The following is a 14,626-nucleotide window of genomic DNA, read 5'->3' on the forward strand; positions in this document are numbered from 1 at the left end:
GGTCTGATTTCCGTTCTGAATATTTCTCTTAGAAATTTTCAGGGTCGTTGTCTATTGTTCAGTTATCAAGGTTCTTTTTGTCTTTTGCTGTCTCTCGCGAGTCAGCTTAAATATAATACCATCTCTTTTTTTCTGTGTCAATACTTTTTTTGAAGTTTTTTTATTTTTTCTCAACACTCAATCGATAGTATATTTACAATAGAAGAAACACAATATATTCCATTGTTTTCCTTCTTCAATAAGGCAAACAAAAAACCACTGAGCTTCTCAGCAGTTTTTGCCTAACGGAGAAAGAGGGATTCGAACCCTCGCGCCGGTTGCCCGACCTACACCCTTAGCAGGGGCGCCTCTTCGGCCTCTTGAGTATTTCTCCAGCAGAAGTTATTATACTAAACCCCCGCATGATTGTCAACGTATTTTTTTCTTATTCTCCAAAAACGCTTTTCTACTGTAATATAGGATAAAAGCAAGCGCTGTCAGTATCCAAGTTACCGGATAGCTGAATATAATGGCATTGATAGTAGGCGCTATTTCCATGGCTCCCACAAGCCAGGCAATCCGGAGAAGGCAAATTCCAACCAGCGTGATGATCATAGGTACGAGAACGTCTCCCACGCCCCTCATAGCACCCGCCAGCACTTCGATGAACACGTAGACCACATACCACGGGGTGATGAGAAGCACCATCCGACTCCCAATCTCTATGACATTCTGATCGGACGTGAACATACGGAAAAGAGGAGTCCTCATTGCCACCAGCAGGATCACAATGACAGTGGACACAGCAAAATCCATGAGAAGGCAGATCTTTGTGCTCTTTTTTACTCTGTCCTTCTTTCCTGCGCCGTGGTTCTGTCCCACAAAGGAGGTGATGGCTATGCCGAAGGAGGTGCTGACCATCCAGAACACAGCATCCATCTTTCCAAAGGCGGACCAGGCTGCTGCCGTGTCTGTTCCAAAGGTATTCAGCGCCGCCTGGATGGCTATATTTGTAATGGCAAACAGGATAGACTCCACTGCTGTCGGTATCCCAAGCTGAAGCTGTGAGAAGAGAATAGACCATGTAAAGCGCATCCTCTTCAGTGTGATCCGCAGCGCCCCTCTGTCCCTGGCCAGCCGGATCGTAATGAGAACCGCGCTGAGCGCCTGGGAGAGAAATGTAGCTGCGGCAGCTCCCGCCACGCCCATCTCAAGTCCAGCCACAAACACAATGTCCAGCACAATATTTGCAAAGCAGCAGATAATCAGATAGTAGAGGGGCGTACGTGAATTTCCCGCCGCCCTCAGTATACTGGAGCCCATATTATATATGAAGGTAAAGGTGAGAGCCCCAAAATAAATGCGCAGATAGAGGATCGCATCCCCCATGATCTCCCCAGGTGTATTCATCCATTCCAGCATGGATGGAGTCAGGAAAATGCCTGCTGCCGTCAGGACAATTCCTCCTGCCACGGCCAGTACATACGCATTGTGTACAGCCCTGCTGACAGATCTTCTGTCTCTCGCACCGAAAAAGTGAGCGATAATGACGGATGCCCCTGAGGAGAGGCCTGTGAAAAAACCCACCACAAGACTGGCTATCTGAGCGGAGGAGCCGCCTACCGCAGCCAGCGCCTCTTTCCCCACAAATTGCCCCACTACCACTGTATCTACTGTATTATAAAGCTGCTGAAAAAAACTCCCCAGCATGATCGGGAAGAAGAAAATAAGAAGCTGCTTCCATATAACTCCCTCCGTGATCTGCCGGGAAGCATCTGTTTTTACAGACATATTAATCCCCTTTTATTTCGCATACTGACTGATAACCGCCTCGATCCGCTTCTTCACCTCCGCCGCTATCTCTGTGGTCTTCATATCCTTGTACTCCTCATAGTACATGGGCTCCAGGAAATGTACCTGGACTGTGACCGGGCTAATGGTGTTAGTGTCAAAGGGCTTGAAGGAATCGATAAGGGCCACCGGGACAATAGGGCATTTGGCCTTTGTGGCAGATTTGAAGCTGCCTCCCTTGAACTCCCCGGGATGGTTGCCGTTCTTTGACCGTGTTCCCTCCGCAAAAATCAGATAGTTGCGTCCCTTTTTCACTTCCTCTGTCACGTGGATGATGACCTGCATGGCCTGGCGCACATCCTCTCTGTCCAGCATATAGGCCTTCATACAGGCAAAAACCTGCTTTAAAAACTGGATGTTTCGAATTTCTTTTTTCGCCACCACGGCAAAGGGTCTGGGGCAGGCCTCAATGATGGCCAGCACATCGTAAAGTCCCTGGTGATTAGGGAAAAACATAAATCCGTTCTCTTTCGGAAGATTTTCCACTCCAAAGGAGGCGATCTTTACATTGCCGCCCCGGTTTGCCCGTAGGGTGATATATTTCAGAAGGGCGTACTGCTCCTCATCCGTATATTTTTCTGTGTGTGCCGCGTGATAGCAGAGCTTGCACCACGCGTACGGAACGAGGAGGATGTTCCGGAAGATCATTAGTAATATCCTTTTCATTATCGTTAGCTCCTTCTATTTTATTTCCTGTATTCTCTGATGGCCGTCTCGTAAAGATTATTTCCCTGGCTGTCAATGACGACGATGACCGGGAAATTCTCCACCTCCAGGCGGCGTATGGCCTCTGTTCCCAGATCATCGTAGGCGATCACCTCTGATTTTTTGATACATTTCGACAGAAGGGCGCCTGCTCCGCCCACCGCCGCAAAATAGACACAGCCGTTGCGCACGATGGCATCCATCACATCCTGGGTCCTCTTTCCTTTTCCGATCATGGCTCCAAGTCCCAGATCAAGAAGCCTGGGAGTGTACCTGTCCATCCGGCTGGCCGTTGTAGGGCCTGCTGACCCGATGGGACGGCCTTCCCTTGCCGGGGAAGGGCCCATGTAATAGATAACCTGATCCTTTATATCAAGAGGAAGCTTTTCCCCTCTGTCCAGGGTCTCGTCCATCCTCTTGTGTGCTGCATCCCGGGCCGTGTATATGGTACCTGTAAGATACACATAGTCCCCGGATTTAAGCCCTGCTGCCTCTTCCTTTGTCATTGGCACATTCATATGTTTTTCCATATTTTCCGCTCTCCTGTTTCTTTGTATATGACCAGCTTTTATATTCCGTCTCCTATATTTCTCTCACTACATGCCGGTTTACATGACAGCAGATGTTCACAGCCACCGGCAGACCCGCAATGTGGGTGGGATAGGTGTTCACATTGACCGCAAAGGCTGTCGTGCTTCCTCCCAGTCCTCCCGGCCCGATGCCGAGACAGTTGATTTTCTCCAGCATCTCCTCCTCCAGCTCTTTCACCCACGGAATGGAAGAGTGAGAGCCTGCGTCCCTTGTCAGCGCCTCCTTTGCCATGAGGGCACATTTCTCAAAGGTACCTCCCACGCCAACGCCCACAACCATGGGCGGACAGGCGTTGGGGCCCGCATCTTTGACAGCCGTCAGAATGGCGTTTTTCACTCCCTCCAGACCGTCCGCAGGCTTCAGCATGAAAACCCGGCTCATATTTTCGCTTCCAAATCCTTTGGGCGCCACCTTGATCTTTACTTTATCCCCTGCCACGATCCTTGTATGGATGACAGCGGGTGTATTGTCCTTTGTATTTTCTCTGAGGATAGGATCTCCCACAACAGATTTCCGCAGATACCCTTCTGTGTATCCCTGGCGGACACCCTCATTTACGGCATCCTCCAGAAGTCCTCCCTCCAGGTGCACATCCTGGCCGATCTCCAGAAAGACGACCGCCATGCCCGTGTCCTGACAGATGGGAATCATATCCTTGGCCGCAATCTCCAGATTTTCCCTGAGCTGTGCTAATATCTGTCTCCCCAGGGGCGCCGCCTCTGTCTTTGCCGCGCGATTCATAACAGCCTCCATATCCTCTGACAGATAATGGTTGGCCTCTATACACATTTCTTTAATGTTTTCTGTTATCTCACTTACCTGGACTGTCCGCATTGATTTCCTCCCAATGTAAATAGTGTAAGGGCGCCTCCGCCCGTATATTCCCTAACTAGTATACTGTCTTTATCCATATATTTCAATTCCAGTATTGACATTTTCCTACCCTCATGCTTTAATACATATATAGTTAATTACTCAACTAATTAACCACAACACCAATTAAGGAGGTGTCTATGGAGTGAATATCAATCCAGGCCAGGATAAGCCTATTTTTATCCAGATAGCGGAGGGAATTGAGGACGGCATCCTCACGGGGGCCTTTCCGGAGGAGTCGCAGATTCCGTCCATTACGGAATTCTCCGTGAATTATAAGATCAATCCGGCTACAGCCCTCAAGGGCATCAATCTTCTTGTGGACGACAACATTATTTATAAGAAAAGGGGAGTTGGCATGTTTGTGGCAGAGGGAGCTGTACAGAAGCTCAGAAAAAAGAGGCAGGACCATTTTTACGCGAACTATATAAGCAGCCTTGTGGACGAGGCAAAGAGGCTTGGCATCACAAGCGAGGATGTCATTGCCATGATCGAGAGGGGGTTTTCTAAATGAGAGGAATCGAAGTAAAAAACGTATCCAAGTCCTTTAAGGACACACAGGCTCTGCGAAATGTGAGCCTCACCTTTGAGGAGGGAAAAATCTACGGACTGCTGGGGCGAAATGGAGCCGGCAAATCCACTCTCCTCAATATCATCAGCAACCGGAAATATCCGAACGAGGGGTATGTGTCAGTGGACGGTGTTCCCGCGGCGGAAAACGACGAGGCTCTTAGGAAAATGTTCCTCATCAATGAGATGAACCTTTACCCGGAGAGCATGAGGGTAAGGGACGCCTTCAAGGTGACAAAGACCTTTTACCCTTCCTTTGACGAGGAGTATGCGCTGAAGCTTTCGGAAATGTTTGAATTGAATATAAAAAAGAAGATCAAAAGCCTGTCCACCGGTTACCAGTCCATCTTCCGAAATGTGCTGGCCCTGTCCGTGAATGTGCCCTACATCTTTTTCGACGAGCCGGTTTTGGGACTGGATGCCTACCACAGGGATCTCTTTTACAGACTTTTGATTGAAAAGTACAGCGAGGAGCCGTTTACGGCGGTGATCTCCACCCACCTCATCGAAGAGGTGGCAAATGTCATAGAAGAAGTAATTATCATAAAAAAAGGTGAAATTCTGAAAAATCAGTCCAGGGACAGCATCCTGGAAAACAGCTGCACAGTGTCCGGAACCATCTCTCAGGTGGACACCTATGTCTCCTCCCTGCCGGCTGGTGCGGAGGTGATCGGCTCAGACACGATCGGCGGGCTGAAGTCAGTCTACATCTGCGGCGATGCGGGCTCTCGGATGCCTGAAGGACTGGAGAGGTCAGCCATGGACCTGCAGAAGCTGTTTATCCAGCTCACCTCTATGTAGCTGTATCTGATCTGAAAGGAGTGTTAAAGAGTATGAAAAAGATTTTGAAATATCAGTGTTTTGACCTTGCCAAGGCGCTTGTCGTCTACTATCTCGTCATCATCCTTATCATTGCTCTCGCTGTAGTCGGGCTGAACGTGACCGGCAGCACGAAGAGAGGCGGGCTTGGATTTTCCTCCGAGTTCTTCTGTTTCATCGTAGGGCTTTGCATGTTCCGGGAGTATTTCTACCTGTTTATGCAGAACAGCGTCTCCAGAAAGAAGATTTTCGCTGGCGCCTGCATGTGCCTTGTAGTCCTCAGCGCTGTCATGTCCATCATGGATGTGCTGGCCCTCCACGTGTTTGAGGCGCTGCCCGGCAGCAATATAACCTATATGACCCTCTCCTCCACACTCTACTATGGCTATATGACCAGTGCCGGCCCTGTGCTGCGCCTGCTGATAGAGCTGGTGATCACCTTCCTTCTCATGTACGCCTTCTTTGTGGTGGGGTATCTCATATCCATCTGCTTCTACCGCTCTCCCAAGTCCGGGAAGATCGGCATTGCGGTTGGGCTTCCCCTTCTGGTAGTCGGAGGCATCCCTGTCCTCATGGTGGCCTTCCCGGAAGTTTTTGCCAGACTGATGTCCCTCTTTCTCTTTTGCATGGGATATTCGGACACCTCCAGCGGCAATCCCTTCATCGGGATGGTGTCGCTGACCGTCTTCTCCCTGGTCATTACTGGTATTAGCTACAGGGCTGTGAAAGGCGCCCAGATCTGATTTCTCACAAAATCATACAGATAGCCCTCCGGCTGATGATCAACATCGTATCCGGAGGGCTTTTTTACTGTAGGTTATCTTCTCTTTATATTTCAATCTCCTCCACAGCCCTCTGGATCTCTCCGATCTGCTCCTCTGTGATCCCGTCCACATGAAAGCCGCCGGTGCACACCACCGTGGCATTCCTGGACGCGGCCATCTTCTCTGCCAGGTACCGGCACAGATACTCGTCCTTGTGTCCTGTCACATTGATGACAGAGGCTGTGCTTCCAAGTCTCCCATCCCCCTTAAGGGAAGGGCGGGGAAGAGCCAGCACTGTACAGCCAATATGTGGACTGTCTCCTCCCTGGAGAAGTATATGATAATCTTTTCCAACCTTTGTAAACTTTATAGTTAATTTTGCAAAAGAGAGCTCTCTTTCTATCACTTTTTCTTCCATTTAAATTTTCCTCTAAGACATGCTTCTTCCGACTCTTCTGGCTAGATTCCCTCCCACCGGCGGTATCCCTCTGCCTCAATTCCAAAGGGGTCCACAAGCTTGGCGGCTATATGGTGTATCATATCCTGAATACACTCCGGGTTCTGGTAAAAGGTGAGCATAGGCGGAATGATCCGGACTCCCGGCATTCTGGACAGCTCATACATATTTCTCAGATGAATGGGGCTTAAGGGCGTCTCCCGGGCCGCCAGGACAAGAGGCCGCTGCTCCTTGATGGTCACATCAGCGGCCCGGAGGATCAGGTTGTCCGCATAGCCGCCGCAGATGCCGGCCACTGTCTTCATGCTGCAGGGGACGATCAGCATCCCCGCCGTTCTGTAGGAGCCGCTGGCAGGACCGGCCCCTGTTTCCTCCGGGCTGTACACCTGATCTGCCAGCTTCTCTATTTCTTCTTTTGTGCAGTCCAGCTCGTGCTCCATGGTGAGTACCGCGCTCCTGCTCATGATGAGGACTGACTCATACGCGGGCTCCTGACGGATCATCTGCAGACATTCCTGCAAAATCGGCATCCCACTTGCACCCGTAGCTGCAACGATAATTTTTTTCTTTCTCAATTTACTATTTTGCATCTTTCACCCATTTTTCTGGCTCTACATCCATAAATCTTGCTCTCACGAACCGCTCCTTCTGATCGTAGGGTACTGTACAGTCAAAAATCGTCTTGCAGGCAATACCGTGATCCCTGATACTCGCCGAACAGGACGGGTCATTGGAGGGATCCAGCGGATGGCAGCGGACTCCTGGTATGGTAATGATGTCCGCATCTCCCTGAAACCTGGTGTTCATAGCCCAGAGCACATCATTGATGTCAAAGCAGTCCACATCCTCGTCCACAATGAACACATGCTTCAGTTCACTGAAGGCGGAGAAAGCAAGGAGAGCCGCCTGTCTCTGCCTTCCCTCATCACTTGGCGAGAGCTTCTGAAACTGGAGGACAGCCATATATTTTCCACCTCCCGGAGAAGCGCAGTACACATTCTTCAGCCTTCCCGGCATGGCCTTCTCGATCATGCCGTAAATGCTGGCCTCTGTGGGGATGCCCGCCATGGACACGTGCTCCTCGCTGGGTCCAATGCAGGTCTGCATGATGGGATCCTTCCTGTGAGTCACGGCTGTCACCTTAATGAGCCAGCACTGGTCGCTGGCAGGGCCTTCCTTTGTAGGGCGCATCACAGTCCCTCCTGCTCCCACATGTCTGTACACGCCGGAGAGTTCGGCCATGGGCTCTACTTCCACATCTGTCTCGATCAGCTGTCCCGGTATGGATTTCAGAAGCGCCAGCGCGCTGCGAAGATCGTTTACTTTATTTTCCATTCCATTTCCTCCTGTTCATCCTGCATTTAATTTCCAGCTCTATTTTATCTGCTTTTCTGTATCCTATCAATTCAATTTGTGGTACAATTAATTCCAAAACGGAATGAATAATTTTATGCATATACATTTACACAGATAGAGGAGAATTTTCATGACCTTTGATCAGATCCAAGATTTTATTGCGGTTGTAGAAAATAATACATTTTTTGAGGCAGCTGAAAAGCTCCACATCACCCAGTCCGCTCTCTCCAAACAGATCATGAAGCTGGAAAAAGAGCTGGATGTAAAGCTTCTCGACAGAAGCCGCCGCAGGGCATCTGTCACTGAGGCAGGTAAGATTTTCTATCAGGACTGTCTCAGGCTTTCGGATGAATATAAAAATTCGTTGGAGCACCTGGCTCCCTACCGCCACCTGAAAGAGCAGACATTGTGTCTTGGCACGCTCCCCATTCTTCCACTGTACCACCTGACTGGCAAATTCAGAGAATTTTCAGAAAAATACCCTGACATCCGGTTGACTCTCGAGGAGGTGGCGGAGCCAGACCTCCTTCCCGGACTTTTAAACGGGAAATATACTCTGATTATCTCCAGGAAAAATATGGTGGAGAATTTGCATGCTTCTGTCTTTCCCCTTGCGGATGACCACCTCTTTGCTGTCCTGCCGGACAGTGAGCCACTTTGTCGGAAGCTGGGCTTCTCGTCAGAGCTTTGCAGGGAGCTTTTTTCCCCATGTCCTTCTCCTCTTTCTCTTGACACTCTGGCGCAGATGCCTCTCATTTTGATGAACCGCTATACGTCCGTCTTTCAATTCTGCACCGGGCTTTTCCAGAGCCGCGGCATCCCTCCCACTATTGTCCGCACCGGAAGGGTGGAGTCCATCATAAGCGCCGTCTCCATCGGCGAGGGGGTCAGTCTCCTGCCCGGGAGTAATTTTGAAATTTTCCACCATGAAAACGTTCGTCTTGTTCCACTTAAGGAGGATACGGCTATTCCGGTGGTCATGTGCATGAAAAAGGGCGGACACATCACGCCCGCCCAGGAGAAATTAATTAATTTTTTTCAGAAACACTCTCCGGCTTAATCCTCTCCACCTTCGTGATCCACATCCCGGGGTGAGAGCCTGGATGCCTTCCACACGGAAAAGTTGTATTCTCTTGGACTTCTTCTGTCCATGTCCTGCTGTGCCCGCCTGAAATACTGCCAATGAATATTTTCCACCATTCTCTCTGTGTAAAGTCCGTCTGAGTAGTCCAGTTCTCCCACATTAATTTCTGCCAGAGCCGGCGCCGCGTCATAGGAGGATGTGTCCAGCATATAGACCGCATCAGCAGCGGTCATCTGTTCCATCGTACGGATATTGTAGGATGCAGCCAGATAATCCGGATGCAAAAAGGACAGCAGGATATATCCGCAGGAGACGGTAGCTGTCACAAATCTGAATAACGAAAAATTTTCTTTATAAACAAAAATCACTACTCCCATCATCATGACCATATTTAGTATCAAAAACCAGAGCACAAGAATTCGAAGAAATGTCATGTGATACACACGCACATACATGAACATTCTGTACATGGCAGATACATTCATGATAAAGGTACATCCGCATATGATCGTCAGTATAATCTTTAAAATTCTGTTTTTCTGAAATGCATATACAACCGAAATAACAAGGATGAGATTGATGATGCCCACAAAAAGCAGCTGCCAGAATCCCTCCCGGGCATAGCTCGCGTATGTAACGCCATCCGGAAGTCCGCCCTCATTTTTCAAAAAAAGAACATAAATCTGGACGCAGCAGTACAGTACGTATACAGCAGCCAGGATTGCAGTAAAGGTGATGCCTGTGACCGCCTCGTAATTTTTCTTTTCCCTCTCCTTTTTCCTGCATCCTCCGGATGCAAAGGCGCAGAAGACGCCATAGATAAGCAGCACACCAAAGAGGGTCATGCACACCATTCCCACAACAGAGCTGATATTCAGGTTTTCCGGCATCCGGAAAATCTGTTCAAAAATACCTGCAAACACCCGGTCTGAGCTTGCAAGGAGCGGAAAGATGACCACAAGCAGAAGAGCCGCGATCGCAATCCCTGTCACCACGGAGCTCATTTTCTCCTTTCTCTTCCTTTCCTGATCACTTTCCTCCCCCATTTTCTCCATCATTTCCACACTTCCCTTTCTCCAGGTCTTGATGTGAAAGATATGAAAGGAATAGAGCACAGTCTTGACTCCCATGACCAGGATCGCTCTCAGGTAAGCAGAAAACTGCCACTCCTCATCTCCACAGAAGCAGCGGATCATTCCCGCCATAAAGAGGAGCATGATCCCCGTCCAGTTAAAAACCACGAGAAATCCCGAGTCCGTCATCACTGTGGAAACTCCAAGAAGGAGAATTCCCAGGCCATAGGGGAAAAATTCTCTCCTGCAGGACATCCCCAGTCTGTCAAAAAAGAGAAATGCAATTCCCACTGTCATGACCGCATGCAGTAAAAAAGCCATTCCGTTTAGATTTTTATAACAAAAGGCAGTAAACAGGACTCCATATAAAAGACTCATTCCTGCAAAATACCGATTATTTTCTACAAATTTACCTGCTTCGTCCATTCTTTTACTCCACCTCCTGCTCTTCTTCGTCCGGGACATATTTCAGAATATCTCCCGGCTGGCAGCCAAGCTCTCTGCATAGGGCATCCAGTGTTGTAAATCTGACTGCCTTTGCCTTGTTATTTTTCAGGATAGACAGGTTTGCCATGGTAATATCTATCCTCTCAGACAGCTCCTTGACTCCCATCTTTCTCTGTGCCATGACCACATCCAAATCGATCACGATCGCCATTTTTTGCCACCTCCTGCTGCTTATTCTCCGTTTCATTATATAGTCAGGTCATTTTCCTCCTTATACCGGACCGCCTCATCGAAGACCTGTGACAGAACCTGGCTGAACAGCGCTGCCACGAAAAAGATAACCACAATCACCACGGTCGCAATAGTGGGCACAAAGAACATTTCAACAAGAAACGCCGCTGAGATACAGAGACTGAAGCCTGTCATCAGTCGCAGGCTCTTCACGTTCGCATACACAAAGCAGGAGCCGTTTACCACAGTCCTCATCATCTTCCGAAGCTGCCCCACAATCAATATTCCGAATATTCCGGAAACTGCCAGCGTAAGCAGCATGGGAACATACTGCTCCAGTATAACAGCCTCATAGTACCTTCCCGCCAGCTTCAGCGTCCACGGAAGCGTCACCACAACTACAATTCCCGAATAAAACATAAAATCCAGAATCAGCTTTGTGGCCCTGACAATCTTTTCATTTCTCATACGTCTATCTCTCCCTTCCACATTTCTTTTTATCTTGATTTCCATTTTGACCTGTTACTTTCTAAGAGGAATATAACACATGATAGATTGAATTTCAATATTTATTTATTGTTTATCGATAATTTTTGGTTTCAATTGTGGATTAATTGCAACAATACAGGGGAGATGATACACAATAGGGCAGGGGTAACTGCAATTGGGGACGTAATATTTTTGCAAAATATTACGTCCCCAATTGCAGTTTTTCCCCCTCCGTCCTATAATATCTACAAAAGGAGGTTTTTTCTATGAATACATCGATCGATATGGAGAAATTGAGGGAAGATGCCGTACATATTTTCAACTCCGGCTTCACCTGTTCAGAGTCTGTTATCTACGCTATCAAGAAAAATTTTGAGCTTGAGATGTCTGACGACGCGATTGCCATAAGCTCCGGATTTCCGTGGGGGCTTGGCGGAGCGGGCTGCATCTGCGGCGCTCTGGCTGGCGGAACCATGTGCATCGGCTACTTTTACGGGCGCACAGAGCCGGGAGATCCCCGCAATCAGCTCTGCTTCAAGCTCTGCAATGAACTCCATGACTTTTTTAAAGAAAATTACGGAGCCGCCTGCTGCCGTGTGCTGACTAGGGGAATGGAAAAGCAGTCTCCTGAGAGAAAGGCACACTGCACAAAAATGGTTTCCGGAACGGTTGTAAAGACTGCGGAAATCATTCTGGCAAACCTGAAGGACAGCAGGTTTCAGGACGTCTGTTAGTCAGACACGCAAATATAAAGGACTGGCACGAGCAATTCCCAATGCTGTGTCAGTCCTTTCATTTGTCTATTTCAGAGCTGTTTTTACAAATTGTTCTAGTAACTGCTCTCTCTTACTCATTTTCCTGCTCTTCAGTCGTCTCCTCTTCCTCCTCGTCGCCCTGTCTCACTTTCGCGATGCTGGCAACCTTATCATTTTCCTGTAAATTTATTAATTTTACACCTGAGGTTATTCTTCCAAGTATGGAGATGCTGCTGCACTTCATGCGGATCACGATTCCCTCTGTGTTGATGATCATGATCTCGTCCTCTTCATCCACAGCCTTTATGCCTACCACATTTCCGGTCTTCTCTGTGATCTTGTAGCACTTGACACCCTTTCCACCTCTGTTCTGGGGAGAAAATTCCTCCATAGCCGTGCGCTTGCCCATGCCCTTCTCAGACACGATGAGAAGGTGGCTTCCCTGGGAGTCAAGCTGCATGCCGATCACCTCGTCGTGGTCAGTCAGGTTCATTCCCCTCACGCCCATGGAGGTTCTTCCTGTGGGCCGCACATCTGTCTCATGGAAGCGGATGCACTGTCCGTACCTGGTGGCCAGGATGATATCCTTCTTGTCATCCGTGTATTTTACTTCGATCAGCTCATCGTCATCCCGCAGCGTGATGGCGGCAAGTCCGGTCTTTCTCACATTGGCGTATTCCTTCAGGGGAGTCTTCTTAACAAGCCCTTTCCTTGTAGCCATGAACAGATACTCACCGTCTCTGTACTCGTCTATAGGAATAACGGCTGTGATCTTCTCCTCCGGCTGAAGCTGCAGAAGATTGATAATGGCGGTTCCCCTTGCTGTCCTTCCCGCCTCCGGTATCTCATATCCCTTGATCCTGTACACACGTCCTGTGCTTGTAAAGAACATGATATAGTGGTGGGTGTTGGTCATAAAGAGCTCCTCCACATAGTCGGTATCAATGGTCTGCATGCCCTTGATGCCCTTTCCTCCTCTGTGCTGGGATTTGAACGTGTCCTCAGACATTCTCTTGATATAGCCAAGCTTTGTCATGGTAATGACCACATTCTCCCTTGGAATTAAATCCTCCATGGAGATGTCAAAAGCGTCGTATCCGATCTTTGTCCTTCTGTCATCCCCGTATTTCTCCTTGATAACCAGGATTTCCTCCTTGATGACGCCCAGAAGAACCTTCCGGTCAGCCAGGATCGCCTTCAACTCGCCGATTCGCTTCATCAGCTCATTGTACTCGTTCTCCAGCTTCTCTCTCTCCAGACCTGTCAGAGCCCGCAGACGCATGTCCACGATAGCCTGAGACTGTGCATCCGAGAGGTCGAAGCGCTTCATCAGCTCCTCCTTGGCTGCCTGCACATTGGCGGAGCTGCGGATGATCTGGATCACCTCATCGATATGGTCCAGGGCGATGAGCAGTCCCTTCAGAATGTGGGCTCTCTCCTCCGCCTTATTCAGCTCATATTTTGTCCTTCTCGTCACAACCTCTTCCTGGTGCTGCAGGTAGTAGTTCAGCATATCCAGAAGGTTCATGACCTTGGGCTCGTTGTTTACAAGAGCCAGCATGATCACGCCAAAGGTGTCCTGGAGCTGTGTGTGCTTGTAAAGCTGGTTCAGGATCACATTGGCGTTTGCGTCTCTTCTGAGCTCAATGCACACCCTCATGCCCTCACGGCTGGACTGGTCGCTGAGCTCTGTGATTCCGTCGATCTTCTTGTCTCTTACCAGCTCAGCGATCTTCTCTATCAGCCTTGCCTTGTTCACCATGTAAGGGAGCTCTGTGACAATGATCCGGCTCTTGCCGTTCGGCATAGTCTCAATGTCCGTCACAGCCCGCACCCTTATCTTGCCGCGGCCTGTCCTGTAGGCCTCCTCAATGCCTCTTGTCCCCAGGATGGTGGCACCTGTGGGGAAGTCAGGTCCCTTGATAATCTGCAGGATCTCCTCGATAGTGGTGGTTCCCTTGTCCTCTATCTGATCGTCAATGATCCGCACCACCGCGTCAATGACCTCCCGCAGATTGTGAGGCGGGATGTTGGTGGCCATTCCAACTGCGATTCCCGAGGTTCCGTTTACAAGGAGATTGGGAAATCTGGAGGGGAGAACCGTTGGCTCCTTCTCCGTCTCGTCAAAGTTGGGGGTGAAATCCACAGTATCCTTGTTGATATCCGCTGTCAGCTCCATGGAAATCTTGCTCAGGCGGGCCTCCGTGTACCTCATGGCAGCCGCGCCGTCCCCGTCCACGGATCCAAAGTTTCCGTGTCCGTCCACAAGTGGGTATCTGGTAGACCAGTCCTGGGCCATATTTACCAGGGCTCCGTAAATGGAGCTGTCCCCATGGGGATGATATTTACCCATAGTGTCTCCGACAATACGGGCACATTTTCTGTGGGGCTTGTCGGGACCGTTGTTCAGCTCGATCATGGAGTACAGAATTCTCCTCTGCACCGGCTTCAGACCGTCTCTTACATCGGGAAGAGCTCTGGAAGCGATAACACTCATGGCGTAGTCGATATAAAATTTCTCCATTCTCTCTTTCAGATCTACTTCCTGGACCTTATCAAAAATATTATCTTCCATTGTCTTC

16 protein-coding genes and 1 tRNA gene are annotated in these 14,626 nt (G+C 49.2%); 5 read left to right on the forward strand and 12 right to left on the reverse strand.

Annotated features, from left to right (window positions below):
- Positions 1-285 precede the first annotated feature (285 nt).
- The 5 genes from FGQ86_RS14130 to FGQ86_RS14150 form a co-directional block, all read right to left on the reverse strand.
- Positions 286-373 (reverse strand) — tRNA-Ser (locus FGQ86_RS14130).
- Positions 374-408: 35 nt separating this feature from the next.
- Positions 409-1,770 carry an MATE family efflux transporter gene (locus tag FGQ86_RS14135; protein ID WP_033127106.1) on the reverse strand — a complete coding sequence of 454 codons (1,362 nt, stop codon included), beginning with the start codon at positions 1,768-1,770 and terminating at the stop codon, positions 409-411.
- A gap of 12 nt (positions 1,771-1,782) precedes the next feature.
- The gene (locus FGQ86_RS14140) at positions 1,783-2,496 is read right to left on the reverse strand and encodes a lysophospholipid acyltransferase family protein (RefSeq protein ID WP_138304791.1); all 714 of its coding nucleotides are present in this window, start codon (positions 2,494-2,496) and stop codon (positions 1,783-1,785) included.
- A gap of 20 nt (positions 2,497-2,516) precedes the next feature.
- Entirely contained in the window at positions 2,517-3,092 is a 576-nt protein-coding gene (locus tag FGQ86_RS14145) for a Fe-S-containing hydro-lyase (protein WP_330636907.1), read from the reverse strand.
- Positions 3,093-3,117: 25 nt separating this feature from the next.
- A complete protein-coding gene (locus tag FGQ86_RS14150; protein ID WP_138304793.1) occupies positions 3,118-3,960 on the reverse strand; it encodes a fumarate hydratase in 843 nt (280 codons plus the stop codon).
- A 184-nt stretch (positions 3,961-4,144) separates the two neighbouring features.
- Between FGQ86_RS14150 and FGQ86_RS14155 the strand changes: the two genes are divergently transcribed.
- From FGQ86_RS14155 to FGQ86_RS14165, 3 genes are read left to right on the forward strand one after another with little or no spacing between them, the layout of a single operon-like run.
- On the forward strand, positions 4,145-4,513 hold the full coding sequence (locus FGQ86_RS14155) for a GntR family transcriptional regulator (RefSeq protein WP_033127110.1): 369 nt from the start codon (positions 4,145-4,147) through the stop codon (positions 4,511-4,513).
- Positions 4,510-5,370, forward strand: a complete 861-nt coding sequence (locus FGQ86_RS14160; RefSeq protein ID WP_138304795.1) for an ABC transporter ATP-binding protein — start codon at positions 4,510-4,512, stop codon at positions 5,368-5,370. Before FGQ86_RS14155 ends, FGQ86_RS14160 begins: the two co-directional genes overlap by 4 nt.
- A 32-nt stretch (positions 5,371-5,402) precedes the next feature.
- Complete coding sequence (locus tag FGQ86_RS14165; RefSeq protein ID WP_138304797.1) at positions 5,403-6,131, forward strand: hypothetical protein; 729 nt, start codon at positions 5,403-5,405, stop codon at positions 6,129-6,131.
- 85 nt (positions 6,132-6,216) lie between these two features.
- Here FGQ86_RS14165 and FGQ86_RS14170 read toward each other — a convergent pair whose 3' ends face one another.
- From FGQ86_RS14170 to FGQ86_RS14180, 3 genes are read right to left on the reverse strand one after another with little or no spacing between them, the layout of a single operon-like run.
- Complete coding sequence (locus tag FGQ86_RS14170) at positions 6,217-6,570, reverse strand: hypothetical protein (RefSeq protein ID WP_138304799.1); 354 nt, start codon at positions 6,568-6,570, stop codon at positions 6,217-6,219.
- Between the two features lie 41 nt (positions 6,571-6,611).
- Positions 6,612-7,199 carry a UbiX family flavin prenyltransferase gene (locus FGQ86_RS14175; protein ID WP_138304802.1) on the reverse strand — a complete coding sequence of 196 codons (588 nt, stop codon included), beginning with the start codon at positions 7,197-7,199 and terminating at the stop codon, positions 6,612-6,614.
- Positions 7,189-7,944 (reverse strand): UbiD family decarboxylase, encoded by a 756-nt coding sequence (locus tag FGQ86_RS14180; protein WP_138304804.1) that lies wholly within the window; start codon positions 7,942-7,944, stop codon positions 7,189-7,191. The genes FGQ86_RS14175 and FGQ86_RS14180 overlap by 11 nt, the downstream gene beginning before the upstream one ends.
- A gap of 151 nt (positions 7,945-8,095) precedes the next feature.
- Between FGQ86_RS14180 and FGQ86_RS14185 the strand changes: the two genes are divergently transcribed.
- On the forward strand, positions 8,096-9,025 hold the full coding sequence (locus FGQ86_RS14185) for a LysR family transcriptional regulator (protein WP_138304806.1): 930 nt from the start codon (positions 8,096-8,098) through the stop codon (positions 9,023-9,025).
- Here the strand turns inward: FGQ86_RS14185 and FGQ86_RS14190 are convergent.
- The 3 genes from FGQ86_RS14190 to FGQ86_RS14200 form a co-directional block, all read right to left on the reverse strand.
- Positions 9,022-10,443, reverse strand: a complete 1,422-nt coding sequence (locus FGQ86_RS14190) for a DUF4173 domain-containing protein (RefSeq protein ID WP_171031581.1) — start codon at positions 10,441-10,443, stop codon at positions 9,022-9,024. The genes FGQ86_RS14185 and FGQ86_RS14190 overlap by 4 nt on opposite strands.
- A gap of 109 nt (positions 10,444-10,552) precedes the next feature.
- Positions 10,553-10,780, reverse strand: a complete 228-nt coding sequence (locus FGQ86_RS14195) for a helix-turn-helix transcriptional regulator (protein ID WP_033126054.1) — start codon at positions 10,778-10,780, stop codon at positions 10,553-10,555.
- A 35-nt stretch (positions 10,781-10,815) separates the two neighbouring features.
- Positions 10,816-11,268 (reverse strand): DUF2975 domain-containing protein, encoded by a 453-nt coding sequence (locus FGQ86_RS14200; protein ID WP_033126055.1) that lies wholly within the window; start codon positions 11,266-11,268, stop codon positions 10,816-10,818.
- 287 nt (positions 11,269-11,555) lie between these two features.
- On the opposite strand from FGQ86_RS14200, the gene FGQ86_RS14205 reads away from it, so the two are divergent.
- Entirely contained in the window at positions 11,556-12,023 is a 468-nt protein-coding gene (locus tag FGQ86_RS14205) for a C-GCAxxG-C-C family protein (RefSeq protein WP_033126056.1), read from the forward strand.
- A gap of 112 nt (positions 12,024-12,135) precedes the next feature.
- Here the strand turns inward: FGQ86_RS14205 and gyrA are convergent, their stop codons facing one another.
- Positions 12,136-14,619 (reverse strand): DNA gyrase subunit A, encoded by a 2,484-nt coding sequence (gyrA, locus tag FGQ86_RS14210; RefSeq protein ID WP_138304810.1) that lies wholly within the window; start codon positions 14,617-14,619, stop codon positions 12,136-12,138.
- Positions 14,620-14,626 lie beyond the last annotated feature (7 nt).

Source organism: Clostridium sp. BSD2780061688st1 H5, from assembly GCF_005845155.1.
GTDB lineage: Bacteria > Bacillota > Clostridia > Lachnospirales > Lachnospiraceae > Claveliimonas > Claveliimonas intestinigallinarum.

Coding starts and splice junctions, on each gene's coding strand:
- FGQ86_RS14140 (WP_138304791.1), bottom strand. CDS start 2,496: ATGAAAAGGATATTACTAATGATCTTCCGGAACATCCTCCTCGTTCCG.
- FGQ86_RS14185 (WP_138304806.1), top strand. CDS start 8,096: ATGACCTTTGATCAGATCCAAGATTTTATTGCGGTTGTAGAAAATAAT.
- FGQ86_RS14165 (WP_138304797.1), top strand. CDS start 5,403: ATGAAAAAGATTTTGAAATATCAGTGTTTTGACCTTGCCAAGGCGCTT.
- FGQ86_RS14205 (WP_033126056.1), top strand. CDS start 11,556: ATGAATACATCGATCGATATGGAGAAATTGAGGGAAGATGCCGTACAT.
- FGQ86_RS14200 (WP_033126055.1), bottom strand. CDS start 11,268: ATGAGAAATGAAAAGATTGTCAGGGCCACAAAGCTGATTCTGGATTTT.
- FGQ86_RS14175 (WP_138304802.1), bottom strand. CDS start 7,199: ATGCAAAATAGTAAATTGAGAAAGAAAAAAATTATCGTTGCAGCTACG.
- FGQ86_RS14195 (WP_033126054.1), bottom strand. CDS start 10,780: ATGGCGATCGTGATCGATTTGGATGTGGTCATGGCACAGAGAAAGATG.
- FGQ86_RS14160 (WP_138304795.1), top strand. CDS start 4,510: ATGAGAGGAATCGAAGTAAAAAACGTATCCAAGTCCTTTAAGGACACA.
- FGQ86_RS14170 (WP_138304799.1), bottom strand. CDS start 6,570: ATGGAAGAAAAAGTGATAGAAAGAGAGCTCTCTTTTGCAAAATTAACT.
- FGQ86_RS14150 (WP_138304793.1), bottom strand. CDS start 3,960: ATGCGGACAGTCCAGGTAAGTGAGATAACAGAAAACATTAAAGAAATG.
- gyrA (WP_138304810.1), bottom strand. CDS start 14,619: ATGGAAGATAATATTTTTGATAAGGTCCAGGAAGTAGATCTGAAAGAG.
- FGQ86_RS14190 (WP_171031581.1), bottom strand. CDS start 10,443: ATGGCTTTTTTACTGCATGCGGTCATGACAGTGGGAATTGCATTTCTC.
- FGQ86_RS14180 (WP_138304804.1), bottom strand. CDS start 7,944: ATGGAAAATAAAGTAAACGATCTTCGCAGCGCGCTGGCGCTTCTGAAA.
- FGQ86_RS14135 (WP_033127106.1), bottom strand. CDS start 1,770: ATGTCTGTAAAAACAGATGCTTCCCGGCAGATCACGGAGGGAGTTATA.